This window comes from Paracoccus sp. BR5-17 (assembly GCF_055693925.1).
In genome coordinates, this window is the sequence record NZ_JBVFUV010000003.1 from 142,910 (window position 1) to 167,288 (window position 24,379).

The 24,379-nt window shown below is 68.5% G+C and carries 19 protein-coding genes, 1 tRNA gene and 2 pseudogenes; 11 read left to right on the forward strand and 11 right to left on the reverse strand.

Annotated features, from left to right (window positions below):
* Positions 1–65: 65 nt before the first annotated feature.
* Complete coding sequence (gatB, locus tag ACZ1HC_RS01785) at positions 66–1,580, forward strand: Asp-tRNA(Asn)/Glu-tRNA(Gln) amidotransferase subunit GatB (protein ID WP_472698490.1); 1,515 nt, start codon at positions 66–68, stop codon at positions 1,578–1,580.
* 68 nt (positions 1,581–1,648) lie between these two features.
* A complete protein-coding gene (locus ACZ1HC_RS01790) occupies positions 1,649–2,086 on the forward strand; it encodes a DUF4177 domain-containing protein (protein WP_472698491.1) in 438 nt (145 codons plus the stop codon).
* Here ACZ1HC_RS01790 and ACZ1HC_RS01795 read toward each other — a convergent pair.
* The 3 genes from ACZ1HC_RS01795 to alaS all read right to left on the reverse strand — a co-directional run bounded on the left by ACZ1HC_RS01795 (position 2,068) and on the right by alaS (position 5,886).
* On the reverse strand, positions 2,068–2,862 hold the full coding sequence (locus ACZ1HC_RS01795; protein ID WP_472698492.1) for a class II glutamine amidotransferase: 795 nt from the start codon (positions 2,860–2,862) through the stop codon (positions 2,068–2,070). The genes ACZ1HC_RS01790 and ACZ1HC_RS01795 overlap by 19 nt on opposite strands.
* A gap of 67 nt (positions 2,863–2,929) precedes the next feature.
* Complete coding sequence (locus ACZ1HC_RS01800; protein ID WP_472698493.1) at positions 2,930–3,229, reverse strand: DUF1330 domain-containing protein; 300 nt, start codon at positions 3,227–3,229, stop codon at positions 2,930–2,932.
* The gene (gene alaS / locus ACZ1HC_RS01805; protein WP_472698494.1) at positions 3,226–5,886 is read right to left on the reverse strand and encodes an alanine--tRNA ligase; all 2,661 of its coding nucleotides are present in this window, start codon (positions 5,884–5,886) and stop codon (positions 3,226–3,228) included. Before alaS ends, ACZ1HC_RS01800 begins: the two co-directional genes overlap by 4 nt.
* Positions 5,887–6,003: 117 nt before the next feature.
* Between alaS and ACZ1HC_RS01810 the strand changes: the two genes are divergently transcribed.
* Positions 6,004–6,150, forward strand: a complete 147-nt coding sequence (locus ACZ1HC_RS01810) for a small membrane protein YohP (protein WP_472698495.1) — start codon at positions 6,004–6,006, stop codon at positions 6,148–6,150.
* A 72-nt stretch (positions 6,151–6,222) separates the two neighbouring features.
* On the opposite strand, the gene recA is transcribed toward ACZ1HC_RS01810, so the two are convergent.
* The 5 genes and pseudogenes from recA to ACZ1HC_RS01835 form a co-directional block, all read right to left on the reverse strand.
* Positions 6,223–7,293: a recombinase RecA gene (recA, locus tag ACZ1HC_RS01815; protein ID WP_472698496.1), complete on the reverse strand. Its 1,071-nt coding sequence runs from the start codon at positions 7,291–7,293 to the stop codon at positions 6,223–6,225.
* Between the two features lie 181 nt (positions 7,294–7,474).
* Complete coding sequence (locus tag ACZ1HC_RS01820; protein WP_472698497.1) at positions 7,475–9,559, reverse strand: ATP-binding protein; 2,085 nt, start codon at positions 9,557–9,559, stop codon at positions 7,475–7,477.
* Between the two features lie 80 nt (positions 9,560–9,639).
* On the reverse strand, positions 9,640–10,794 hold the full coding sequence (locus tag ACZ1HC_RS01825; protein WP_472698498.1) for an RsmB/NOP family class I SAM-dependent RNA methyltransferase: 1,155 nt from the start codon (positions 10,792–10,794) through the stop codon (positions 9,640–9,642).
* A pseudogene (locus ACZ1HC_RS01830) lies at positions 10,791–11,961 on the reverse strand (nucleotide sugar dehydrogenase). Before ACZ1HC_RS01830 ends, ACZ1HC_RS01825 begins: the two are co-directional and overlap by 4 nt.
* 62 nt (positions 11,962–12,023) lie before the next feature.
* A tRNA-Leu gene (locus ACZ1HC_RS01835) sits at positions 12,024–12,110 on the reverse strand.
* Between the two features lie 99 nt (positions 12,111–12,209).
* On the opposite strand from ACZ1HC_RS01835, the gene lipB reads away from it, so the two are divergent.
* From lipB to ACZ1HC_RS01860, 5 genes are all read left to right on the forward strand, one after another.
* Positions 12,210–12,896: a lipoyl(octanoyl) transferase LipB gene (gene lipB / locus ACZ1HC_RS01840; RefSeq protein WP_472698499.1), complete on the forward strand. Its 687-nt coding sequence runs from the start codon at positions 12,210–12,212 to the stop codon at positions 12,894–12,896.
* Between the two features lie 61 nt (positions 12,897–12,957).
* Complete coding sequence (locus tag ACZ1HC_RS01845) at positions 12,958–13,389, forward strand: c-type cytochrome (protein WP_472698500.1); 432 nt, start codon at positions 12,958–12,960, stop codon at positions 13,387–13,389.
* Between the two features lie 150 nt (positions 13,390–13,539).
* The gene (locus ACZ1HC_RS01850; RefSeq protein WP_472698501.1) at positions 13,540–13,977 is read left to right on the forward strand and encodes a universal stress protein; all 438 of its coding nucleotides are present in this window, start codon (positions 13,540–13,542) and stop codon (positions 13,975–13,977) included.
* A gap of 138 nt (positions 13,978–14,115) precedes the next feature.
* Complete coding sequence (gene ctaD, locus ACZ1HC_RS01855) at positions 14,116–15,792, forward strand: cytochrome c oxidase subunit I (protein ID WP_472698502.1); 1,677 nt, start codon at positions 14,116–14,118, stop codon at positions 15,790–15,792.
* Positions 15,792–16,286 (forward strand): DUF2244 domain-containing protein, encoded by a 495-nt coding sequence (locus tag ACZ1HC_RS01860; RefSeq protein ID WP_472698503.1) that lies wholly within the window; start codon positions 15,792–15,794, stop codon positions 16,284–16,286. Before ctaD ends, ACZ1HC_RS01860 begins: the two co-directional genes overlap by 1 nt.
* 27 nt (positions 16,287–16,313) lie before the next feature.
* Here the strand turns inward: ACZ1HC_RS01860 and ACZ1HC_RS01865 are convergent, their stop codons facing one another.
* Positions 16,314–16,499 (reverse strand): DUF3008 family protein, encoded by a 186-nt coding sequence (locus tag ACZ1HC_RS01865; protein WP_472700755.1) that lies wholly within the window; start codon positions 16,497–16,499, stop codon positions 16,314–16,316.
* Positions 16,500–16,540: 41 nt separating this feature from the next.
* Positions 16,541–17,002, reverse strand: a complete 462-nt coding sequence (locus ACZ1HC_RS01870) for a GatB/YqeY domain-containing protein (protein ID WP_472698504.1) — start codon at positions 17,000–17,002, stop codon at positions 16,541–16,543.
* A gap of 133 nt (positions 17,003–17,135) precedes the next feature.
* Here ACZ1HC_RS01870 and carA point away from each other — a divergent pair, with 133 nt between their 5' ends.
* Entirely contained in the window at positions 17,136–18,290 is a 1,155-nt protein-coding gene (gene carA / locus ACZ1HC_RS01875) for a glutamine-hydrolyzing carbamoyl-phosphate synthase small subunit (RefSeq protein WP_472698505.1), read from the forward strand.
* A 54-nt stretch (positions 18,291–18,344) separates the two neighbouring features.
* Positions 18,345–20,419: pseudogene (locus ACZ1HC_RS01880) on the forward strand (glycosyltransferase).
* A gap of 15 nt (positions 20,420–20,434) precedes the next feature.
* Here ACZ1HC_RS01880 and ACZ1HC_RS01885 read toward each other — a convergent pair.
* Complete coding sequence (locus ACZ1HC_RS01885; protein ID WP_472698506.1) at positions 20,435–23,293, reverse strand: [protein-PII] uridylyltransferase family protein; 2,859 nt, start codon at positions 23,291–23,293, stop codon at positions 20,435–20,437.
* A 193-nt stretch (positions 23,294–23,486) separates the two neighbouring features.
* Here ACZ1HC_RS01885 and ACZ1HC_RS01890 point away from each other — a divergent pair, with 193 nt between their 5' ends.
* Positions 23,487–24,326: an arginyltransferase gene (locus ACZ1HC_RS01890; RefSeq protein WP_472698507.1), complete on the forward strand. Its 840-nt coding sequence runs from the start codon at positions 23,487–23,489 to the stop codon at positions 24,324–24,326.
* The last annotated feature ends 53 nt before the right edge of the window (positions 24,327–24,379 follow it).

Genomic DNA, 24,379 nt, shown 5'->3' on the forward strand with positions numbered 1-24,379 from the left:
TCGCCGGCGCGCTGACCTAAAAGGCCTGCAGCACCACTACTTGTCACCCCCGCCCGAGGTTCCCGATGCTCGACCATCTTTCCTTCACCGCACCCTCGCCCAAGACCATCGCCGGGGCCAAGGGCGACTGGGAACTGGTCATCGGGCTCGAAGTCCATGCCCAGGTGGCCTCGAACGCCAAGCTGTTCTCGGGCGCCTCGACGGCGTTCGGGGCCGAACCCAATAGCCATGTGGCCTTCGTCGATGCGGCGATGCCGGGGATGCTGCCGGTCATCAACGAATTCTGCGTGGCCCAGGCGGTGCGTACGGGGCTTGGCCTGAAGGCCGCAATCAACCTGCGCAGCGCCTTCGACCGCAAGAACTATTTCTACCCCGACCTGCCGCAGGGCTACCAGATCAGCCAGCTTTACCACCCCATCGTCGGCGAGGGAGAGGTGATCGTGGACATGGCGCCCGGCGTCGCCCGCCGCGTGCGCATCGAACGCATCCACCTGGAACAGGACGCGGGCAAGTCGATCCACGACATGGACCCGGCGATGTCCTTCGTGGACCTGAACCGCACCGGCGTCGCCCTGATGGAGATCGTCAGCCGCCCCGACATCCGCAGTCCGGAAGAAGCCGCCGCCTATGTCGCCAAGCTGCGCCAGATCATGCGCTATCTGGGCACTTGCGACGGCAACATGCAGAACGGCAACCTGCGCGCCGATGTGAACGTCAGCGTCTGCAAGCCTGGCGCCTATGAACGCTACCAGGAAACCCAGGACTTCGGCCACCTGGGCACCCGCTGCGAGATCAAGAACATGAACTCGCTGCGCTTCATCCAGGCCGCCATCGAATACGAGGCCCGCCGCCAGATCGCCATCATCGAGGACGGCGGCGCGGTGGTGCAGGAAACCCGGCTCTACGATCCCGACCGGGGCGAAACCCGGTCGATGCGCTCCAAGGAGGAAGCGCATGACTACCGCTATTTCCCCGATCCCGACCTGCTGCCCCTGGACATCGAACAGGCTTGGGTGGACGACATTGCGGCCGCCATGCCGGAACTGCCCGACGAAAAGAAGGCGCGCTTCGTGCGGGACCTGGGCCTGTCGGAATACGACGCCGGCGTGCTGACCGCCGAGGTCGAGAACGCGAACTATTTCGAGGCCGTGGCCCGCGGCCGCGACGGCAAGCAGGCGGCGAACTGGGTCATCAACGAACTGTTTGGGCGCCTGAACAAGGAAGGCCTGGGCATCGAGACCTCGCCGGTATCCGCCGACCAGCTGGGCGGGGTGATCGACCTGATCGCCCGGGGCGACATCTCGGGCAAGATCGCCAAGGACCTGTTCGAGATCCTCTGGACCGAGGGCGGCGACCCCGCCGCCATCGTCGAGGCGCGCGGGATGCGCCAGGTGACCGACCTCGGCGCCATCGAGAAGGCCGTGGACGAGATCATCGCCGCCAGCCCCGCGCAGGTGGAAAAGGCGCGCGCCAACCCCAAGCTGGCGGGCTGGTTCGTGGGACAGGTGCTGAAGGCCACAGGCGGCAAGGCCAACCCGGCCGCCGTCAACGATCTGGTCGCCAGAAAGCTGGGACTGTAAGCGGACTGCCCGGAACCCCCCTTGCCCGCGCAGGTTACCTCACCGCCCGCATCCAACGGAGACACGCCTTGAGCCAGTTCGAGTACAGCGTCATTCCCGCACCGTCCCGCGGCGAGAAGGCCAAGGATGCCAGGACGCCCGGCGACCGTTACGCCGTGGCCCTTGCGGCGCAGTTGAACCGCATGGCGAAGGATGGCTGGGAATACCTGCGCGCCGACGTGCTGCCGTCCGAGGAGCGCAGCGGCCTGACCGGGCGCAGCACCGTCTATCACAACCTGCTGATCTTCCGCCGCAGCCTGGCGGGGGCTCCGGCAGGCACCACGGCGGCCGGGGAACGGCCGCAAGACGGGCCGGCATTGCCGACGCAGGCCGCGCCTGATGAACCCGCCGCCGCGCTTTCCCCGCCCGCGGCCGCGGTTGCGGGCGCGGATCCCCAGCCCGTTCCAACGGGAACCACCCCGGGATCCGGGACGCCGGCGCAGGCGGATCAGGCCGCGCGGGCCTGAAGCCGCGGGACGAAGGGCTGGACCGACACGCTGTCGCGGTCGAAGACGCAGAAGCTGCCGGGCGGGACTTCGGTCCAGTCGCTTTCCTCGGTCTCCAGCGGTTCTGACACGACGGCGCGGCCGTTGCGGGTCTGCGACCAGCGGTGGAACAGGCTGGGCGCCTGGTCGTCGCTTGCATAGCGCACCGCATACAGCCGTTCGCCGTCGGAAAAGGCACAGGCTGCCCTGACATGGGGTGCAGAGCCGCGCCGCACCGCCAGATCGGCCAGCCGCGCCATCGCCCGCTCCATCGCGCCCTTGGGATCGCGGCCCAGCCCCTCGCCCAGGGCGATCAGGAACAGCGCCTCGCTGTCGGTGGCGCCCCTGCGGTGGGGATACAGGTCGTCCGGGATCATCACGTCGGCATCCCGGCGGAAGGCCTCGTAGCCGCCGAACTGGCCGTTGTGCATGAAGCTCCAGCGGCCGGACACGAAGGGATGGCAGTTGTTGCGGCTGGTGGCCGTCCCGGTCGAGGCGCGGACATGGGCCATGAACAGCCCCGACCGCACCTGCGCCACCAGGCTGTGAAGGTTGGGGTCCGACCATGCGGGCATCACGTCGCGGTAAAGCCCCGGCTCGGGCCGTTCGCCGTACCAGGCCAGCCCGAAGCCGTCGGCGTTGACCGGCGTCACGCAGCGCCGGGCGCCCTGGCTTTGCCGGATCAGCGAATGATCGGGGCGGCTGACGATGTCCTCAAGAAAGATCGGTTGGCCCACATAGGCGGCCCAACGGCACATGATCCTGCCCCTTCGCGTTTTTCGGTTCTTGTCCCGGAAAATACCACGAAAGGATGATATGCCTAGCCTATTTCGCGGACGGAGGCGTTTCCTCGACGATCACAAGGTCGCGTTCCGACGCCCCTTTCGCATGGGCCAGGGCCGCCTGGTATTCGCTGCTGTTATAGCAGGCAACGGCGGCATCGAAGCTGGGAAAGCGGGCGACCACGTTGCGGGCGCGGTCCCTGCCCTCCATCTGCTGGTAACGCCCGCCCCGCGCCAGGAAAACCCCGCCATGCGCGGCGATCGCCGGACCCGCCGCCTGGGCGTATCTGCCATAGGCCTCGGGGTCGGTGACGGTCACATGGGCGATCCACAGGGCAGTCATGCCGTTTCCTCCAGCAGTTTCTCGACCCGGGCGATGGCGTCATCCGCCGCAGCCAGGCTGGGCGCGCCGCCCTGGGCGCGGTCCGGCCGCCCGCCGCCGCCCTTGCCGCCCAGGGCGGCCGTCGCCGTCTGCACCAGCGTCACCGCGCTGATCCGGTCCACCAGATCAGGCGTCACGCCCGCGGCCACGGTCGCCTTGCCGTCGGCCTCGGCCAAGACCAGGACCGCGCCGCTGCCCAGTTGGGACTTCATCTCGTCCACCAGGGCCCCCAGTTCCTTGCCGCCCACGCCTTCGACCCGGCGGCCGATGAACCTGACCCCGCCGATATGCTTGGCCGCCTGGCCCGCGCCGCCGCCCGACATGGCAAGCTGGCGCTTGAGTTGCGCGACCTCGTTGGCAAGCGCCTTGCGTTCATCGGCCAGGGCCTTGACGCGGTTGACCACGTCGCCCGCCTGCGCCTTGAGGATCCCGGCGATTTCCGACAACTGCCTGTCGGCATCGCGCAGATGCGACAGCGCCGCCTGGCCGGTCAGCGCCTCGATCCGCCGCACGCCGGCGCTGCTGGCGCTGTCGCCCAGGATCGCGAAGGCGCCGATGTCGCCCGTGCGCAGGACATGCGTGCCGCCGCAAAGCTCCAGCGAATAGGTCTGGCCGTCGGCGCCCTTGCCGCTGCCGGCAAGTCGGCCCATCGACACGACGCGCACCTCGTCGCCGTATTTCTCGCCAAACAGCGCCTGCGCACCCAGGGACCGCGCGTCGTCCGGGGTCATGATGCGGGTCTCGACCGGGGCGTTCTGGCGGATGAACTCGTTCACCTCGGCCTCGATGCGCGACAGTTCGTCCGCCGACACCGCGCCGTTGTGGCTGAAGTCGAAGCGCAGCCGGTCCGGCGCGTTCAGGCTGCCGCGCTGCGCGACATGATCGCCAAGCGCGCGCCGCAGCGCCTCGTGCAGCAGGTGCGTGGCCGAGTGGTTGGCGCGGATCGCGCCCCGGCGGTCGTGATCGACCGACAGCGCCGCGCCCTGGCCGCGGCTGATGGTGCCCAGCGTCACCTCGGCCAGATGCAGGAACACGCCCGCGACCTTCTTCGTGTCGGTGACGCGGGCGGCGCCGGTTTCGGTCTTGATCAGCCCGGTGTCGCCCACCTGGCCGCCGCTTTCGGCGTAGAAGGGCGACTGGTTCACGACGATGGTCACGGACTGGCCCTGGGCCGCCTGGCCGATCTCGGCGCCATCGGCCAGGATGGCCAGGATCTGGCCCTCGGCTTCCTCGGTGTCATAGCCGAGGAACTCGGTCGCGCCGTGGCGTTCGGCCAGTTCGTACCAGATCGCGGCGTCCTTGGCCTCGCCCGAACCGGCCCAGGCCGCCCGCGCCTTGGCCTTCTGTTCGGCCATCGCGGCGTCGAATCCTGCCGTATCGACGGACCGCCCTCGTTCCCGCAGCGCGTCCTGGGTCAGGTCCAGCGGGAAGCCGTAGGTGTCGTAGAGCTTGAAGGCGGTTTCTCCGGGCAGGCTCGCGCCTTCGGGCAGGCGCGCCAGTTCCTCGTCCAGCAGCCGCAGGCCGCGGTCGAGCGTCTGGCGGAAGCGCGTCTCCTCGCTGCGCAGGGTTTCCTCGATCAGGGACTGCGCGCGGGTCAACTCGGGATAGGCCGCGCCCATCTGGCGCACCAGGGCTGGCACCAGCCTGTGCATCACCGGATCCTGCGCCCCCAGCATATGCGCGTGCCGCATCGCCCGGCGCATGATCCGGCGCAGCACATAGCCGCGCCCTTCGTTGCTGGGCATCACCCCGTCGGCGATCAGGAAGCTGGTCGAGCGCAGGTGGTCGGCGATGACCCGGTGATGGACCTTGCCCGGCCCGTCGGGATCGTTGCTGGTGGCGTTGGCCGACGCCTCGATCAGCGACCGCATCAGGTCGGTGTCATAGTTGTCGTGCTTGCCCTGCAGCAGCGCGCCGATCCGTTCCAGGCCCATGCCGGTGTCGATCGACTGCATGTCGAGCGCGCGCATGGTGCCGTCCTCGAACTGCTCGTTCTGCATGAAGACCAGGTTCCAGATCTCGATGAAGCGGTCGCCGTCCTCGTCGGGCGAACCCGGAGGGCCGCCCCAGATGTGGTCGCCGTGGTCATAGAAGATCTCGGTGCAGGGGCCGCAGGGGCCGGTCGGACCCATCCGCCAGAAGTTGTCGTCGGTGGGAATGCGGATGATCCGGTCGTCCGGCAGGCCCGCGACCTTCTTCCAGATGTTCGCGGCTTCGTCGTCGGTGTGATAGACGGTGACCAGCAGCTTGTCCGCAGGGATGCCGAAATCCCTGGTCAGCAGTTCCCAGGCGAAGGGAATGGCCTGTTCCTTGAAGTAATCCCCGAAGCTGAAGTTGCCCAGCATCTCGAAGAAGGTGTGATGGCGCGCGGTATAGCCCACATTGTCCAGGTCGTTGTGCTTGCCGCCCGCGCGGACGCATTTCTGGGCCGTGGTGGCGCGCTTGTAGTCGCGGGTCTCGACCCCGGTGAACAGGTTCTTGAACTGCACCATGCCCGAATTGGTGAACATCAGCGTCGGATCGTTGCGCGGCACCAGGGACGAGCTTTCGACGACCTTGTGGCCGTTGCGTTCGAAGAAGCCGAGGAATGTGGATCGGATGTCGTTCAGACTGGGCATGGCGGGCCTTCATCGCTGGATCGCTTGCCGGCGGTGACCGGGCTGGCATGGTCTATCCGGCGCCGGGGTTCCTGTCCAGCGACGGCGCCGACCGCCAGCAAGGAGGCCGGCGCCGGGATGAAGGCCGGAACAGTCCGGCGCCGTGCCCGTTGTCTTCCCCTGCAACAGGAGAATCACATGCTCAAGTTCATCGGCGGCACCATCGGCGTCATCTTCATCATCGGCCTGCTGGTCGTGATCGGGATCCTGGCGCTGATCTTCTAGGTTCCCGATCCCATGCAGAAAGGCGCGGCAATGCCGCGCCTTCGCATTCGTGACCGGGCTGCGCCTTGACGCCTATTCCTCGGTCAGGCTCTCGTCCTCGCCGCCCGCGACGGCGAATTCCAGGCCGTGGCTTGCGCGGATCTTGTCCTCGATGGCCATGGCCTTGTCGGGGTTGTCGCGCAGGAACTGCTTGGCGTTCTCGCGCCCCTGGCCGATGCGTTCGTCGCCATAGGAATACCAGGCGCCCGACTTCTCGACCACGCCGGCCTTCACCCCCAGGTCGATCAACTCGCCGACCTTGCTGATGCCCTCGCCGTACATGATGTCGAACTCGACCTGGCGGAACGGCGGCGCGACCTTGTTCTTGACGACCTTCACGCGGGTGGTGTTGCCGATCACCTCGTCGCGGTCCTTGACGGCGCCGGTGCGGCGGATGTCCAGGCGGACCGAGGCATAGAACTTCAGCGCGTTGCCGCCCGTGGTTGTTTCGGGGTTGCCGAACATCACGCCGATCTTCATGCGGATCTGGTTGATGAAGATCACCATGCAGTTCGACCGGCCGATGCTGGCGGTCAGCTTGCGCATCGCCTGGCTCATCAGCCGGGCCTGGCTGCCCATCTGCATGTCGCCCATGTCGCCTTCGATCTCGGATTTCGGGGTCAGGGCCGCGACCGAATCGACCACCACCAGGCTGACCGCCCCGGACCGCACCAGCGTGTCCACGATCTCGAGCGCCTGTTCACCAGTGTCGGGCTGCGAGATCAGCAGCTCGTCGAGGTTCACCCCCAGCTTCCTGGCGTATTGCGGGTCAAGCGCGTGTTCCGCATCGACAAAGGCGCAGACGCCGCCCTTCTTCTGTTCCTCGGCCACGACATGCAGCGTCAGCGTGGTCTTGCCCGAGCTCTCCGGCCCGAAGATCTCGATGATCCGCCCCTTGGGCAGGCCGCCGATGCCCAGCGCGATGTCCAGGCCCAGCGACCCGGTCGAGGTCGCCTCGATCTCGGCCACGGGGCTGTCCTTGCCCAGCTTCATGATCGAACCCTTGCCGAATTGGCGTTCGATCTGGGCAAGGGCGCTGTCGAGCGCCTTCTGCTTGTCCGCGCTGCGCTTGTCGTTCATGTCGAAGATGCTCGCCTGTGCCATATGGTCCTTACCGTTATTTCACAGCCCGGTTGGCGCGGCAATCCGTGCGCCTTGAGGGGGTTCATGTTCACTTCTTGTTCCTGACCCTAGATGCGTATCCCTCCGTTCCTTTTCAAGCGGATTCGCCCTGCGGACAGCCTTTATTAACCAGCTTTCGGCCGCGCTTCCCGCGCCTCGGCCGCTAGGCGTCTAGCCGGCGCGGCGGGTCCTGCATCTGGCGCCCGACGATCTCGACCAGCTCGTTCAGCGTGAAGGGTTTCGCCAGGAAGGCCGCGTTCGGGATGGGGTCGTGGCCTTCGCCGAAGATGTCCTCGGTATAGCCGGACATGAAGACGACGCGGGTGCCCGGACGATCCTTCAGCGCGGCGCGCACCCAGCTTGGCCCGTCCATGCCCGGCATCACCACGTCGGTCACGAAGATGTCCACGGCCAGGCTGCCGCCAAGCCGCGCCAGGGCCTCCTCGGCGCTGGCGGCCTCGTGGACCTCGTAGCCCTTCAGGCGCAGCGCGCGCGCGGCGAAGGCGCGCACCGGGGCCTCATCCTCGACCAGCAGCACGGTGGCGCGCTGCACCGGCTGGGTCATGGCGGCGGGCGCGGGCATGGCTGCGGGGCGCAGCGGCTGGATGCCGGTCTGGGCCGGGAAATACAGCGAGAAGCAGGTGCCCTTGCCCACCTCGCTGTCGCAGAAGATATAGCCGCCGGTCTGCTTGACGATGCCGTAGGCGGTGGACAGGCCCAGCCCGGTGCCTTCGCCCACGCGCTTGGTGGTGAAGAAGGGCTCGAAGATCTTGTCGCGCAGCGCCGGGTCGATGCCGCAGCCCTCGTCGGTGACGCGGATGCGCAGGTAGTCGCCCTTGGGAAGCGAGACCTTGTCGCGCGCCAGATCGCCGTCGATGGCCATCATGTCGGTGCGGATCTCGATGTTGCCGCCCGTCGGCATAGCGTCGCGGGCATTCACCACAAGGTTCATGATGACCTGTTCCAGCTGTCTCTTGTCGGCGCGGATCGCGCGCAGGGCGGAATCGTGGCTGATGGTCAGGGTGATGGTCTCGCCCACCAGCCGGTTGAGAAGATGCGTCAGATCCGCCAGCACGTCGCGCGGATCGAGCGTTTCCAGCTTGAGCTGCTGGCGGCGCGAGAAGGCCAGAAGCTGGCCCACCAGTGCGGCCGCGCGGTTGGCGTTCTGCCCGATCTGGTCCAGATCCGCGTAGTCGGGGTCGCCCTTGTCATGGCGCAGCATCAGCAGGTCGCAATGGCCCCGGATCGCCGTCAGCAGGTTGTTGAAGTCGTGCGCCACCCCGCCCGCCAGCTGGCCGATCGCCTGCATCTTCTGGCTCTGGACGAACTGCGCCTCCAGCGTCTTGAGCGCGCTCGCGTCGTTCAGGACCGCGATCACCCCGGGTTCGACCGGATCGGCGGCCAGCGTGACCTGAAAATGCTGCTCGGCTGCGGCATCCTCGGCCGCGCGCAGGCGCAGCACCTCGGTCCGCCCGTCGCCCCGCCGCGCGGCGTGGGTTTCGGCGACCCATTCGCCCGCCGGCCGCCCCGGACCGTCCAGAAGGCAGCCGATGTGGACGGGTTCCGCGCCCTGCGGCAGGTTGGCCCCCAGAAGCCGCCGCGCGGCCGCGTTCGCCCGGCGGATATGGCCGCTGGGCGCGATGCGCAGCAGGGCCACGGGGATCGCCTCGAAGTCGTCGCAGTGGGCCGCTTCATCGGGAAGGACCGCGGCCGCGGCCTGCGACCCGCGCCGGTGATAGGACCAGATCTGCAGCGGCGCGTCCTCGGCCCGGCTGAGCGTCAGCGTGTCGCCCGAGCCCAGCGCCAGATCCGCGCAGCCCGCATGGCCCGCGCGCCGCACCAGCCCGGCCAGGTCGTCGGCGGCATCGGCACGCAGCTGAGCCAGCAGCCGCAGGATGTTCTGCCCGGCGATGTCCCCGAACCCCGCCCGCGACCGGTCGTTCTGCATCACCACCAGCCCGTCCGAATCGCTGATCCAGACGGGTTCCGGCGCCTCGGCCACCTCATGGCGGATCGCGGCCAGGGCGCGGCGCGCCGCCAGCCGGTCCAGCACATAGCCCAGCGAGATCACGCCTCCCAGGATGTACCAGGCGACGGCGATCGTCCCGATCACCAGCGCCAGGACCCCGTATCCGCTTTGCGGCAGGACCAGGGCCGCGATGGCCGCGATCACCATCGGCAGCATCAGGATCGGCAGGGCGATGGCCGCGTTGCGCGAGATTGCGGTTTGGGTTTCCCCGAAAGTCATCCGTCCAGCCCCTTTCCACGCCTTCAGGATGCTGGATAGCGCCAAACCGCTTAACAGAGCGTTAAGGGCGGCACGGGGCTTCATCGGCGCGCCATCAGCGACAGGAAAAAGCCGTCGCTGGCGTCCAGCGGCGTCCAGAGCCGCCGCGAGACCTCCCGGAACTCGGGATGATCGGCCAGGAAACGGTCGGCCTGCGCGCCGTTCTCGACCCCCAGAACCGAACAGGTCATGTAGGCCAGATGGCCGCCCCGATCCACCAGCGGCGCCACCTCGCGCAGGATCCGCGCCTGAATCGTCACGAGCCCCTCCAGGGCGGCTTGCGTCAGACGCCATTTCGAATCGGGCGTGCGCCGCCAGGTGCCCGTCCCCGAACAGGGCACATCGGCGATCACCAGGTCGTGGCGCCCGCCGGGCCGGTCCGCCAGCCGGACCCGGACGCCGGCCCGTTCGGCCCGCCGCGGCAGATCACCCATCCGGGCGGGATCGACGTCGTAGGCCGTCAGCGCCAGCCCCGGCGCGCGGCCCGCCACCGCCAGCGTCTTGCCCCCGCCGCCCGCGCAATAGTCCAGCACCCGCGCGCCCGCTTCGACCGGCAGCGCCGCGCAGGCCAGCTGGGGCGACAGGTCCTGAAGCTCGACCAGGCCCTCGCCGTAGGCGCGGCTTTGCGTCAGGCGCCGCTCGTTCGCGGTCAGGCGCAGGGCGGTGGGCAGGCGGGGATCGGGCTGGGCCGCGATGCCGTCATCGGCCAGACGGCCGATGGCGCGGGCCGGATCGGCCCTGATCGGGTTGACCCGCAGCCAGACCGGCGCGCGCTGCCGCATCAGCTTCGCGATCGCATCGGCGTCCCCACCCAGCGAGGCGTCCCACAGCGGGCGGATCCAGTCGGGGATGTCCGGCAGGATCCGGGCATCGCCGGGGCCGTGGCAGGGGCGTTCATCGGGGCTCAGCGCGGCGGGGGCATGGGCGTCGCCGGTGAAGAAGGCTGCCGGATCCTGGCCGGCCGCCCGCAGCCCGCCGATCATCAGCCCCCGGCCCGTCAGCGCCCCGCCCAGCGCCGCGTGGCTGTCGCGGCAGCGCAGGGCATCGAACACCAGATCGCGCACCGCCGCCCGGTCGCCCGACCCCGCATAGCGGCTGGACCGGGACCATCGAAGCAGGGCCTGTTCGGCCGGCTGGCCGGCAAGGACCTGGTCGAGGATCGCGATGGCGGCGGCGATGCGGGCGGCGGGGGTCATATGTCCCGTTGCAGAAGGTCTCGGGTGAACAGCTTGTCCGCGACATCGGCCAGATCGTCGTGGCGGCGGTTGGCGATGATGAGGTCGGACTTGGCCTTGAAGGCCTCCAGATCCCGTTCGACCGGCGAGTTGAAGAACAGATCCTCCTGCAGGACCGGCTCGTAGACGATGCAGGCGATGCCCTTGGCCTTGATCCGCTTCATGATCCCCTGGATGGCGCTGTCGCGGAAATTGTCCGAGCCCTCCTTCATCACCAGGCGATAGACGCCCACCGTCCGCGGGTTTCGGGCGATGATCTGGTCGGCGATGAAGTCCTTGCGGGTGCGGTTGGATCTCGACGATCGCCGCGATCAGGTTCTGCGGCACGGCCGAATAGTTGGCCAGCAGTTGCTTGGTGTCCTTGGGCAGGCAATAGCCACCATAGCCGAAGGACGGGTTGTTGTAGAAGTCGCCCACCCGCGGATCCAGGGCCACGCCGCGGATGATCGCCCGGGGATCCAGGCCGTGGCTCAGCGCATAGCTGTCCAGTTCGTTGAAATAGGCCACCCGCATGGCCAGGAAGGTGTTGGCGAACAGCTTGATGGCCTCGGCCTCGGTCGAGTTGGTGAACAGCACCGGGACGTCGGGATCCAGCGCGCCCTGGGCCAGAAGCGCGGCGAAGCGCCGGGCGGCCTCGCCGGTGTCGCCCACGACGATCCGGCTGGGATGGAGGTTGTCGTGCAGGGCCAGCCCCTCGCGCAGGAACTCGGGCGAGAAGATGATGCCGTCGAAGCCGGTCTTGGCCCTCATCCGGCTGGTGAAGCCCACGGGCACGGTGGACTTGACGATGATCGCCGCGTCGGGGGCGTGCCTGCGGGCAAGGTCGATCACCGCCTCGACCGACCGCGTGTCGAAGCCGTTGGTGGCGGCGTCGTAGTTGGTGGGGGTGGCGACGATCACGAAGTCCGCCCCGGCCAGCGCCGTCTGCGGGTCGGTGGTGGCGGTCAGATCAAGATCGCGCTCGGCCAGGAAGCGGGCGATGTCGGCATCCTCGATCGGGCTCTTTCGGTCGTTGACGCTGGCCACCCGGGCCTCGTTGATGTCGAGCGCCACGACCCGAGAGTGCTGCGCCAGAAGAACGGCGTTCGACAATCCCACATAACCCAGACCGACCACGGCAATCTTCATCGTCATCCCTTATCCGCATCGGGCCGGCGGCCCGGTTGTCCTGGATGGGAGGAAGGGAATGATGGTGCGGTCGAGAAGACTCGAACTTCCACTCCGGTTAAGGAACAGCGACCTCAACGCTGCGCGTCTACCAATTCCGCCACGACCGCATCCGGGCAGTGCGGCGGGTGATAGCCGAGCCGCCGGAGATTGAAAAGGGGATTCTGAGCCCGCTTGACGGCGGCCGCGCCGCAGGTCAGACCCGGCCGATGATGGACTGGATCACTTCGGGCGGACTGACCGGCTATGACGATGCCGTGGCCTTCATGGAGGCGCGGGTCGCCGCGATTCACGGCGGGACGGCCGATGAACTGGTCTGGCTGGTCGAGCATCCGCCGCTTTACACTGCCGGCACCAGCGCCCGTCCCCAGGACCTGCTGGAGGCGCGCTTTCCGGTTCATGCGGCGGGCCGCGGCGGGCAGTACACCTATCACGGCCCGGGACAGCGCGTGGTCTATGTCATGCTGGACCTGAACCGGCGCGGCCGGGACGTGCGGGCCTTCGTGGCCCGGCTGGAAGCCTGGGTGATCGCCGCGCTTGCCGAGTTCGGCGTCACCGGCGTGGTCCGCCCGGGCCGCGTGGGGGTCTGGGTGGCGCGCCCCGACAAGCCGCCCCTGCCCGACGGCGGCATCCGCGACGACAAGATCGCGGCCATCGGCGTCAAGCTGCGCCGCTGGGTCAGCTTCCACGGCATCGCCATCAATGTCGAGCCGGACCTGTCGCATTACGGCGGCATCGTGCCCTGCGGGATCAGCGGGCATGGCGTGACCAGCCTGGTGGACCTGGGCCTGCCGGTCGGCATGGCCGATCTGGATCTGGCGCTGCGCCGGACCTTCGGCACGGCCTTCGGCCAGGGCGCGTCGGTAGAATGCGACCTTCTGCCCGGTGGCAAATGAACTTGCGGGCCTTAAGAAGGTTGTCTGGAACCTCCAATGGATCTGGAACAGCGAGGATGGAATGAGATTTGCGATGATCGGCGCCCTGATGGGTGTCACCTTGGCCCTGCCCGCCCTGGCACAGGACGCCGGCGACCCCGCAGTGGGCGAACAGGAATTCCGCAAGTGCAAGGCCTGCCACATGATCCAGTCGCCCGAGGGCGAGGACATCGTGAAGGGCGGCGCGACCGGGCCGAACCTCTATGGTGTCGTGGGACGCCCCGCCGCGGCGCAGGAAGGCTATAACTATTCCGACGCGCTGATCGCCCTGCGCGATGCGGGCGAAGTCTGGACGGTCGAGGATCTGGCGGCCTACATCACCGATCCCAACAAGTTCGTGCAGGAAAAGACCGGCGATTCTTCCGCCCGCACCAAGATGACCTTCAAGCTGAACAAGAACCAGGCGGATGTCGCCGCCTATCTCGCCAGCGTCTCGCCTGCCGCGGCCCAATAACGTCCCTTGGCCGACAGGCTGCCGGGCCGATCCTTCGGGGTCGGCCCGCTTGATTCAGATCATGTTCCGCCCCGCCGCGGCGTGTCAGCCTCTGCCGTGCAACCGGGCCTGCGCGCAGGGCACGCGGCCGCCACCACAGGAGGAACATCGGTGTTCAAGCATATCCTGATCCCGACCGACGGATCCGATCTGGCCACCCTGGCCGTCGACAAGGGCGTGGCCCTGGCCGCCAGCCTGGGCGCGGCGGTGTCGATCGTCACCGTCAGCCTACCCTTCCACGTCTTCAGCCCGGCCGCGGCACAGATCGAAAGCACGCGCGCCAGCTACGACGCAGAGGCGCGCGCCGATGCAGAGAAGGTTCTTGCCACAGCACGCGACAAGGCCGTGGCGGCAGGGGTTCCCGTCGAGATCCATCACAAGTGGCACGGCAACCCCTGGCAGGCGATCATCGACACGGCCCTTGCGGAAGGCTGCGACCTGATCGCCATGTCCTCGCATGGGCGGCGGGGCGTGGCGGCGGTGGTGCTGGGCAGCCAAGCCACGCGGATCCTGACGCATTCGCGGATCCCGGTGCTGGTCTTCCGCTGACCCTGGGGCCGTTCGCGTTCTCGAAAGCCGCATTTCCGGCAACCTTAGGGCATTGCCGGGTCGGCGCGGCTGGTCTAGAACGACCCCAGGGAAATGCCGGTCTGCCGGACCGGATCACTATATCTGAGGAGTTCGGGTATGGCAGACGCAGCCGTTCATGGCCACGACGACCATCACGACCAACGCGGGTTCTTCACCCGCTGGTTCATGTCCACCAATCACAAGGACATCGGTATCCTTTACCTGTTCACCGCAGGGGTCGTGGGGCTGATCGCAGTCTCGTTCACGGTCTACATGCGGATGGAACTGCAAAACCCCGGCGTGCAGTACATGTGCCTGGAAGGCGCGCGCTTCATCGCCGATTCGACCGCGGAATGCACGCCGAACGGCCATCTGTGGAACGTGATGATCACCTATCACGGCGTCCTGATGATGTTCTTCGTCGTCATCCCGGCGCTGTTCGGCGGCTTCGGCAACTACTTCATGCCGCTGCAGATCGGCGCCCCGGACATGAGCTTCCCGCGCCTGAACAACCTGTCCTACTGGATGTATGTGGCGGGCGTCTGCCTGGGCGTCGCCTCGCTGCTGTCGCCGGGCGGATCGGACCAGCTGGGCTCGGGGGTAGGCTGGGTGCTGTATCCGCCGCTGTCGACGACCGAGGCCGGGTATTCGATGGATCTGGCGATCTTCGCGGTCCACGTCTCGGGCGCCTCGTCGATCCTGGGGTCGATCAACATCATCACCACCTTCCTGAACATGCGCGCGCCGGGCATGACGCTGTTCAAGGTGCCGCTGTTCGCCTGGTCGGTCTTCATCACCGCCTGGCTGATCCTGCTGGCCCTGCCGGTGCTGGCCGGCGCCATCACCATGCTGCTGATGGACCGCAACTTCGGGACCAACTTCTTCAACCCGGCCGGCGGCGGCGACCCGGTGCTGTACCAGCACATCCTGTGGTTCTTCGGCCACCCCGAGGTCTACATCATCATCCTGCCCGGCTTCGGCATCATCAGCCACGTCATCGCCACCTTCTCGAAGAAGCCGATCTTCGGCTACCTGCCGATGGTCCTGGCCATGGCTGCGATCGGGGTGCTGGGCTTCGTGGTCTGGGCGCACCACATGTACACGGTCGGCATGTCGCTGACCCAGCAATCCTACTTCATGCTGGCCACCATGACGATCGCCGTGCCGACGGGCATCAAGGTCTTCTCGTGGATCGCGACGATGTGGGGCGGCTCGATCGAGTTCAAGACGCCGATGCTCTGGGCCTTCGGCTTCCTGTTCCTGTTCACCGTCGGCGGCGTGACCGGCATCGTGCTGAGCCAGGCGCCCCTGGACCGCGTCTATCACGACACCTACTATGTCGTGGCGCATTTCCATTATGTGATGTCGCTGGGCGCGGTCTTCGCGCTGTTCGCGGGCATCTATTACTGGATCGGCAAGATGTCGGGCCGGCAATATCCCGAATGGGCGGGCAAGGTCCACTTCTGGATGATGTTCATCGGCGCCAACCTGACCTTCTTCCCGCAGCACTTCCTGGGCCGCCAGGGGATGCCGCGCCGCTATATCGACTATCCGGTGGAATACGCCTACTGGAACTACATCAGTTCGCTGGGCGCCTATCTGTCGTTCATCTCGTTCCTGTTCTTCATCGGCGTCGTGTTCTACACGCTGTTCGCCGGCAAGCGCGTGACCCAGAACAACTACTGGAACGAATACGCCGACACCTTGGAATGGACCCTGCCCTCGCCCCCGCCCGAACACACGTTCGAGCAGCTTCCCCGTCGCGAGGACTGGGACCGCAGCCACGCCCACTGATGCCATACGAATGGAACGACACGGCCCCGGATGATACCGGGGCCGCTTCCTATAGACTGCGGCTCTGGCCCTATCAGTCGCTGCCGCCCCACGGCTTCGTCTGGTTCATCGGGCTGACGGCGGGCTTCATGGCGCTGCCGGTGCTGGCCATGCTGGGCACGGCCGTCCTGTGGGGGCTTCTGCCCTTCCTTCTGCTGGTGATCGGCGGCGTCTGGTTCGCGATCCAGCACAGCTATCGCCGGGGCCAGATGGCCGAGGAACTGCTGCTGGACCGCCGCACCGCCCAAGTGATCCGGCGCGATCCGGGTGGCAGGCTGCGGGAATGGACCACCAACAGCTACTGGCTGCGCCCGATCCTGCGGCGCGGACCCGTCGAATCCTACCTGACGCTGACCGATGGCCAGCGGGAAATTGAGCTTGGCGCCTTCCTGACGCCGCAGGAACGCCGCCATCTGCACGACGACCTGCTGCGCAGGCTGGCGAGCCTGCGCTGACCGCCGCCGACGGCCGGCCGCGCCGCTTCAGTCGCCCTTGTGTTGGGGCTTGCCCTTGCGCTTCGTCTCGGCAAGCTCCTTCAACTGGCGCTCGCTCATGCTGTCATACATGCCCTTGGACGCCCCCTGCAGGTCCTTGACGTTGGCGTCTCCGCGCTTGGCGGACAGGGCGGCCCCCGCGGCCTTCTGCTGGGCTTTGGATTTCGCTGGCATCTCGGTCACCTCCTGCCAGCCTGAACGCGCCAGAGGGCCGGTCAGTTCAGCAGGCGCGCCTTGACCATCGGCCCGACCACGCCGAAGTCCATCTGCCCCGCATGACGTTCGCGCAGCAGGGCCATGACGCGGCCCATGTCGCGCAGGCTGGAGGCGCCAAGCGCCGCAATGGCCGCGTCGATGGCGGCGGCGGTTTCGGCCTCGTCCATCTGGCGGGGCAGGAACTCCTGGATCACCGCGATTTCGGCCTCTTCCTTCTGGGCCAGTTCCAGACGGCCGCCTTCCTCGTAGGCCCTGGCCGATTCCTGGCGCTGCTTGACCATCTTCGACAGGATGGCGATCAGGTCGCCGTCGCCCAGCGTGCCGTCGCCGTCGCCGGTGCGGGCGGCGATTTCCCGGTCCTTGATCGCCGCCCCGATCAGGCGCAGCGTGGACAGGCGCGCGCTGTCGCGGGCCTTCATGGCCTCCTTGGTGGCGGCTTGCAGCGTGGTGCGCAGGTCCATGATCCTCTCCCAAGGGTGCGAAAGACCTGCGATGTAGGGCAGGCGGACGGCCAGATCAAGCCGGGCGCGCGTTCTTGACGTCGCGGGCCGCGGCCCTTATGGACCGACAGGTTTCAGACAAAGGGTGCCCGCCATGGCCAACAAGCCGACCGCCTGCCTTGCGCTTGCCGACGGGACCGTGTTCTACGGCCAGGGCTTCGGCGCCCCCGGGGAAGTCGTGGCCGAACTGGTCTTCAACACCGCCATGACCGGCTATCAAGAGATCATGACCGATCCCAGCTACGCCAGCCAGGTCGTCACCTTCACCTTTCCCCATATCGGCAACACCGGCATCACCCCGGAAGACGACGAGGCCGCCGATCCCGTCGCCAGCGGCATCGTCGTCCGCTGGGATCCCACCGATCCCTCGAACTGGCGCGCGGCGGGCGATCTGCCGGGCTGGATGGCCCGGCGCGGCCGCATCGGCATCGGCGGCGTCGATACCCGGCGTCTGACCCGGGCGATCCGCCAGCAGGGCGCGCCGCATGTGGTGCTGGCCCACGACCCCGAAGGTCGCTTCGACATCGCCGCCATGGTGGCGCGGGCCCGCGGCTGGACCGGCCTCGTCGGCCTGGATCTGGCCCGAGAGGTCACCTGCCGGCAAAGCTATCGCTGGGACCAGGGATCCTGGGAATGGGGCAAGGGCTTCGGCGCCTCGGCCGAGGGAAAGCCCTTCAAGGTCGTGGCGCTGGATTACGGGGCCAAGCGCAACATCCTGCGGTCGCTGGTGGCCTTCGGCGCCGAGGTGACGGTCCTGCCCGCCACCGCCACCGCCGAGGAGGTTCTGGCCCACCAGCCCGAAGGGGTGTTCCTGTCCAACGGCCCCGGCGATCCCGCCGCGACCGGCGCCTATGCCGTGCCGATGATCCAGACGCTTCTGGATCGCGACATGCCGATCTTCGGCATCTGCCTGGGCCATCAGATGCTGGCCCTGGCGCTGGGTGCCAGGACGGTGAAGATGGGCCACGGCCACCACGGCGCCAACCATCCCGTGCGCGACACCGAAACCGGCAAGGTCGAGATCACCTCGATGAACCACGGCTTCGCGGTGGACAGCCAGACGCTGCCGGCGGGCGTGGTGGAAACCCATGTCAGCCTGTTCGACGGCAGCAACTGCGGGATCCGGGTGCAGGACAGGCCGGTGTTCTCGGTCCAGTACCACCCCGAGGCCGCGCCGGGCCCGCAGGACAGCCTCTATCTGTTCAAGCGGTTCACCGACGCGATGCGGGGCCGTCGGGCGGGGGCTTAACGGCTTCTTAACCGCTTTCGTGGCACCCATGGGCGATCCTCAGGGGAATCGCCCATGGCCAGTCCGCAACCCGTTGCCTTTCCGCAGGCCGATGCCGCCGCGCCGACACTGGCGCCCCGGCACAAGGCTCCGCTGGGGCAGCTGCTTCTGGAAGACGGGGCGGTCGATCCCGGCAACCTGCTCAAGGCCAGCGTCATGCGCAGCCGGCAGGACAGCCGCCTGGGCCAGATCCTCCTGTCCCACGGCTGGGTCACGCCCGAGGCGCTGCTGCGCGCGCTCTGCCGCCAGTGGCGCACCACGGCGCTCGATCCCGCGCGGACCCCCGGCGATCCCCGGCTGATCGACGCCCTGGGGGCCGAGTTCTGCCTTGCCAATGCCGTCCTGCCCTGGCGGCGCATCGGCGGGGTCACCTGGGTCGCCACCGCCCGCCCCGAGGGATTTGCCGCCCTGGTCGCGTCCTTCCCGGCCAGCTTCGGGCAGGTGCGGATGCTTCTGTGCAGCGAAGACCAGGTGCAGGCCGCGGTCCTTGCGGTGCGCCGCATCGCCATGATCCGCCAGGCCGAGATGCGCGTGCCCGCCAGCCAGTCGTGCCGATCCCGCAACGAGGCGCGGACCGGGCGCATCGCGCTGGGCGCCATGGCCGCGCTGGCGCTGGGGCTGTGGCTGGTGCCGGTGGCGGTGCTTTCGGCGCTGACCCTGTGGGCCGCCGTCTCGCTGCTGGCGCAAAGCGGGCTGAAGCTGCTGTCCCTGCTGGCGACCCGCCGCGCCCATGCCGAAAGCCGCGCCCGGGCCGAGGATCTGGCCCAGGGCAGGACCGCCCGCGCCGAGATGACCGGGCCGCTGCCGGTCATCTCGGTCATGGTGCCGCTGTTTCGCGAAAGCGATGTCGCCGGCAAGCTGGTCGGCCGCCTGTCGCGGCTGGATTATCCGCGCGAACTGACCGATATCCTGCTGGTGATCGAGGCAAGCGACCAGGTCACCCGCAGCGCGCTGCAGGGCGCCCGCCTGCCCGGCTGGATCCGCGTGGTCGAGGTGCCCTCGGGCCCCGTCCAGACCAAGCCGCGCGCGCTGAACTATGCGCTGAACTTCTGCCGGGGGCGATCATCGGCGTCTGGGACGCCGAGGACCGGCCCGATCCCGACCAGCTGCACAAGGTCGCGCGCGGCTTCCATTTCGCGGCCGGCGACGTGGCCTGCCTGCAGGGCGCGCTCGATTACTACAACCCGCGCACCAACTGGCTGGCCCGCTGCTTCACCATCGAATACGCCGCCTGGTTCCGGGTGATCCTGCCCGGCGTCGCCCGCCTTGGGCTGGTGGTGCCGCTTGGCGGCACCACGCTGTTCTTCCGCCGCGAGGTGCTGGAACAGGTCGGCGCCTGGGACGCCTGGAACGTGACCGAGGACGCGGACCTTGGCGTGCGCCTGGCGCGGCACGGCTGGCGGACCGAGATCATCGACACCACCACCGACGAGGAGGCCAACTGCCGCGCCCTGCCGTGGATCAAGCAGCGGTCCCGCTGGCTCAAGGGCTATGCGATGACCTGGGGCGTCCACATGCGCGACCCCCGGGCCCTGTGGCGCGACCTGGGGCCGTGGCGCTTCCTGGGCTTCCAGGTCCAGTTCCTGGGCAGCCTGTCGCAATACCTTCTGGCCCCGATCCTGTGGAGCTTCTGGCTGCTGAGCCTGGGCCTGCCCCACCCGCTGCGCGAGCCTCTTGCGGGCGTCTGGGGCGGCCACGCCATCCCGGCGCTGTTCGGCACCTTCATCGCCTCGGAACTGCTGTCCATCGGGGTCGGCGTCTGGGCCGTGCGCGGCGACAAGCACCGCCATCTGACGGCCTGGGTGCCCAGCCTGCACCTCTATTTCCCGCTGGGCTGCCTGGCCGGATGGAAGGCCCTCTACGAGGTCGTCGTCAGGCCCTTCTACTGGGACAAGACCGCCCACGGCATCTATGACGCCGCCGATGCCGCGCCCGCCTTGCCGGAGGGCACCGTGTCGATCCCCCTGCTGGGCCAGATCGGCGAACAGGCCGGCCGTCCCCTGCCGCAGCCCATGCCGCAGTCCCTGCCCCCGCAGGTGGCGGCAGAGGAACTGGCGCGGGCCTTGCGACCGGAACGCCGGTCCGCTTGACGCCTGGCGCTCGGATCAGGCCGAACCAGCGGGAACCGGGCCTGTCGCGGCGGGTCCGCTGTCGGCAGGATCGGCTTTCGCGGGTCGGGTTTCCACAGACAGCGCCGCGCCGATGATCGCCGCGGCCTCGGCGCAGTGATCGCGCAGCCGCTGCGCCAGTTCCTCGGCGTCGGCGGCGGCGCATTCGCGCAACAGGAATTCCTGGCCGCCGGCACCGATGTCCTCCATGTCCAGCGGCTTGGTCGTCAGCAGCCGCCCCGAGGCGTGGAGCCGCCACAGGAATCGCCAGATCGAGCCGAGCCGGTCGGCCGCGGACGCCGCGATCAGCCCGGCGCGCCGCCCGGCCCGCAGCTGCGCCAGCGTCCCCCGCGCCGGATCGCCCGCCCGCAGCGCCAGCGACTGCGCCAGCAGGTCGATGTCCTGCAGGCGGCCGGGGCCCAGCTTCGCCTCCCACGCGCCGTCCACCGGCTTGGCCGCGAAGATCCGCTCGCGCATCTCGGCCAGGTCGGACATCACGCGCGGCTGGCGACCCCGTTCGCGCAGGACGGCCAGGCGCAGGGCCTCGACATCGCGGGCAAGGGTCTCGGCCCCCTGACCCGCGCCCGCCACCACGCGGGCGCGGGTCAGGGCCAGGTGTTCCCAGGTCCAGGCCTCGGCCATCTGGTAGCTTTCGAAGCTCTGGATGGCGGTGGCCACCGGCCCCTGCCGTCCCGAGGGGCGCAACCGCATGTCCACCTCGTACAGCCGGCCCTCGGCGGTGGGGGCCGAGGCCGCGGTGATCATCGCCTGGGTCAGCCGCGCGTAGTAGGGCCGGGCCGCCAGCGGGCGCGGACCCTCCGAGGCATCGGCGCCTGCGGCATCGTAGATCACGATCAGATCGAGGTCCGATCCCGCATTCAGCGTCCGCGCGCCCAGCGAACCCATGCCCAGCACCACCGCCCCGCGCCCCGGCGGAGCGCCGTGCTTGCGGGCGAAATCCGCCGCCGTGACGGGAAACAGCGCTGCCATGCAGGCGTCGGCGATGTCGGCATACTGGCCCGCGGCCTCGTCCGCGTCGATCAGCCCGCGCAGGTGATGGACGCCGACGCGGAAATGCCATTCATGCGCCCAGCGGCGCGCGCCGTCCAAGGCCGTCTCGTAGCCGCCGCCCGGTCCGTTCAGGGCGCCTTGCAAGATCCGCTCCAGATCGGCCCGCAGCCCGGCGGCGCCGGGCCAGGGCGAAAAGAAGCTGCCGCCCAGCACTGCGTCCAGCACCGCCGGATGGCGCGTCAGATAGGCCGCAAGCCCCGGCGCGCTGCCGCAGAGGTCGGCCAGGAGGTCGATCAGCTGGGGATTGGCCTCGAACAGCGAGAAGATCTGCACGCCTGCGGGCAGGCCCGACAGGAACCCGTCAAAGCGCGACAGGGCTTCGTCGGGATGGCCGGATCGGGCCATGCGCGACAGCAGTTCCGGCTCGACCCGCTTGAAGATCTGCCGGGCCCGGGCCGACCGCAAGGCGGGATAGGTCTGCCAGCGGTCGATGATCGCCTGCGCCTGGGCCGAGATCGCCGGGCGCGGCGCCGTCTCACCGGGCGCGAAGAAGCTTTCGGTCAGGTCGTGGACGCGTTCCAGCCGGGCGCGCAGGGCGGCGCACCAGGCGTCGCCGTCGCTTTCGCCCATCATGGCGGCGATCAGCGACAGCCCCTCGGCGTCCTTCGGCAAAGAATGGGTCTGGGCGTCGTTGACCATCTGCACGCGGTGTTCGATGTCGCGGTGCCGGCGGTAATGATCGGCCAGTTCCCGGGCCACGTCCGCCGGGATCCAGCCCCGGTCGGCCAGCGCGGCCAGCCCGCCCACGGTGTCGCGCTGCCGCAAGCCGGGGTCGCGCCCGCCGGCGATCAGCTGGCGGGTCTGGGTGAAGAACTCGATCTCGCGGATGCCGCCCCGGCCCAGCTTCATGTTGTGGCCGGCGATCTCGAGCCGGCCGCCCAGGCCCTTGTGGTCGCGGATCCGCAGGCGCATGTCGTGGGCGTCCTGGATCGCGGCGAAATCCAGATGCTTGCGCCAGACGAAGGGCCGCAGGTCGTGCAGGAACCGTTCGCCCGCCGCGATGTCGCCTGCCGCCGCGCGGGCCTTGATGAAGGCCGCCCTTTCCCAGGTGCGGCCCTCGGCCTCGTAATAGGCCAGCGCGGCGGCGGTCGAGATGCAGACGGGCGTGACCGCCGCATCGGGCCGCAGCCGCAGGTCGGTGCGGAACACGTAGCCGTGTTCCGTCACCTCGGACAGCATGACGGCCATCTTGCGGGTGGCGCGAATCAGCGCGGCGCGCGCCTCCTGGTGGTCGGCATCGGCATAGGCGGTTTCGTCGAACAGCACGATCAGGTCGATGTCCGAGCTGTAGTTCAGTTCCCGTGCGCCGCCCTTGCCCATGGCCAGGGCAAAGATCCCCCCCGCCTCGGCGTCAGAGGGCGGCAGCTTGCCGCGGCGGCGTTCCTGCGCCACCTGCGCGCGCAATGCCAGATCGACCGCACGGTCGGCCAGGTCGGACAGCGCCCCCGTCACCTGTTCCAGCGGCCAGACGCCGCCCAGATCCGCCAGCGCGGTCTGCAGCGCGACGCGCCGCTTGGCCCGGCGCAGGGCGACGGCAAGGGCGTCGGGCGCCAGATCCTCGAATCCCGCGGTCTCGCGCGCGACCACGTCATCATGATGCAGCGCCTCGGGCAGCCAGTCAGCCTCTGCCTGCAGAAGCCCCGCCAGATAGGGACTGCACCCCGCGGCCCCGCCGATCAGCGCCGACAGCGCGGGATCAAGCGGCGGAAACCGCGCCAGCACATGCTGCGCGCGGCCAGTGTCGACGGCAAGCGGATGGCGGGTGATGCGGGCGGCAAAGTCCATGCGCGGCAGACTAGCCCAAGCCCCCGGCGCGTCAACGCCCACAGCCGGGCGCCGCTTTAAGGTTTAACCCTTTCCCCGCTTGGCGCGTGAAACAATCGTTGTTAGGCTTTCGCGAAATCACCGATCGGCACACGGATCCTTTTTGGCGCATGAGCAGTTCCGCAACACCAATCCGCCATAAGGGCCAGTGCTGATGCGTCACACCCTGCCCCATGCGCCGCAGTTCTACGTCACGGCCCCGCAGCCGTGTCCCTATCTTCATGGCCGCGCCGAACGCAAGCTGTTCACGGCGCTGCATGGCGACAACGCGGCTGACCTGAACAATGCCCTGTCCCGCCAGGGCTTCAGGCGGTCGCAGAACGTGCTTTACCGCCCCAGTTGCGAAAGCTGCGTGGCCTGCATGTCCGCGCGCATCCGCGTGGCCGACTTCCAGCCCTCGCGCACGCAGCGCCGGCTGCTGCGGCGCAACGCGGGGCTGCGCCGGCTGGCGACAAGCGCCTGGGCAACCGAGGAGCAGTTCGAGCTGTTCCGCCGCTATCTGGACAGCCGCCACGCCGATGGCGGCATGGCTGACATGGACATCTTCGAATTCGCCGCGATGATCGAGGAGACTCCGGTCAAGACCCGCGTGATCGAGTATCGCTGCAGCGGCGAGCAGCCGGAACGGCTGGCGCCCGGGGACGACTTCCTGGCCGCCGTCTGCCTGACCGACGTCCTGGATGACGGGCTGAGCCTGGTCTACAGCTTCTACCACCCGCTTCTGCAACCGGCGAGCCTGGGGACCTACCTGATCCTGGACCATATCGAGATCGCGCGGGCCGCGAAGCTGCCCTATATCTATCTGGGATACTGGGTGCCGGGCAGCCGCAAGATGGATTACAAGGCCCGCTTTTCCGCGCTGGAGATCTACAAGGGCGGGGTCTGGCAGAACATCGGCAACCCCGAAGATCACTCGAACGAGGCCCATCCCCTGTCGGTGGACCCGATCGTGGAACAGGTGGCCCGGATCGCGCTGCCGCAGTTCCGCCGCTAGGCCGCGAAAGAAAATTTCAAATATCGCGAAGCGTGCGATATTTTATCCGCTGC

Excerpts from the sequence above, each read along its gene's own strand:
- gatB (WP_472698490.1), top strand. The coding sequence starts at position 66 with ATGCTCGACCATCTTTCCTTCACCGCACCCTCGCCCAAGACCATCGCC.
- ACZ1HC_RS01795 (WP_472698492.1), bottom strand. The coding sequence starts at position 2,862 with ATGTGCCGTTGGGCCGCCTATGTGGGCCAACCGATCTTTCTTGAGGAC.
- ACZ1HC_RS01800 (WP_472698493.1), bottom strand. The coding sequence starts at position 3,229 with ATGACTGCCCTGTGGATCGCCCATGTGACCGTCACCGACCCCGAGGCC.
- alaS (WP_472698494.1), bottom strand. The coding sequence starts at position 5,886 with ATGCCCAGTCTGAACGACATCCGATCCACATTCCTCGGCTTCTTCGAA.
- ACZ1HC_RS01810 (WP_472698495.1), top strand. The coding sequence starts at position 6,004 with ATGAAGGCCGGAACAGTCCGGCGCCGTGCCCGTTGTCTTCCCCTGCAA.
- recA (WP_472698496.1), bottom strand. The coding sequence starts at position 7,293 with ATGGCACAGGCGAGCATCTTCGACATGAACGACAAGCGCAGCGCGGAC.
- ACZ1HC_RS01820 (WP_472698497.1), bottom strand. The coding sequence starts at position 9,559 with ATGACTTTCGGGGAAACCCAAACCGCAATCTCGCGCAACGCGGCCATC.
- ACZ1HC_RS01825 (WP_472698498.1), bottom strand. The coding sequence starts at position 10,794 with ATGACCCCCGCCGCCCGCATCGCCGCCGCCATCGCGATCCTCGACCAG.
- lipB (WP_472698499.1), top strand. The coding sequence starts at position 12,210 with ATGATGGACTGGATCACTTCGGGCGGACTGACCGGCTATGACGATGCC.
- ACZ1HC_RS01845 (WP_472698500.1), top strand. The coding sequence starts at position 12,958 with ATGAGATTTGCGATGATCGGCGCCCTGATGGGTGTCACCTTGGCCCTG.
- ctaD (WP_472698502.1), top strand. The coding sequence starts at position 14,116 with ATGGCAGACGCAGCCGTTCATGGCCACGACGACCATCACGACCAACGC.
- ACZ1HC_RS01860 (WP_472698503.1), top strand. The coding sequence starts at position 15,792 with ATGCCATACGAATGGAACGACACGGCCCCGGATGATACCGGGGCCGCT.
- ACZ1HC_RS01865 (WP_472700755.1), bottom strand. The coding sequence starts at position 16,499 with ATGCCAGCGAAATCCAAAGCCCAGCAGAAGGCCGCGGGGGCCGCCCTG.
- ACZ1HC_RS01870 (WP_472698504.1), bottom strand. The coding sequence starts at position 17,002 with ATGGACCTGCGCACCACGCTGCAAGCCGCCACCAAGGAGGCCATGAAG.
- carA (WP_472698505.1), top strand. The coding sequence starts at position 17,136 with ATGGCCAACAAGCCGACCGCCTGCCTTGCGCTTGCCGACGGGACCGTG.
- ACZ1HC_RS01885 (WP_472698506.1), bottom strand. The coding sequence starts at position 23,293 with ATGGACTTTGCCGCCCGCATCACCCGCCATCCGCTTGCCGTCGACACT.
- ACZ1HC_RS01890 (WP_472698507.1), top strand. The coding sequence starts at position 23,487 with ATGCGTCACACCCTGCCCCATGCGCCGCAGTTCTACGTCACGGCCCCG.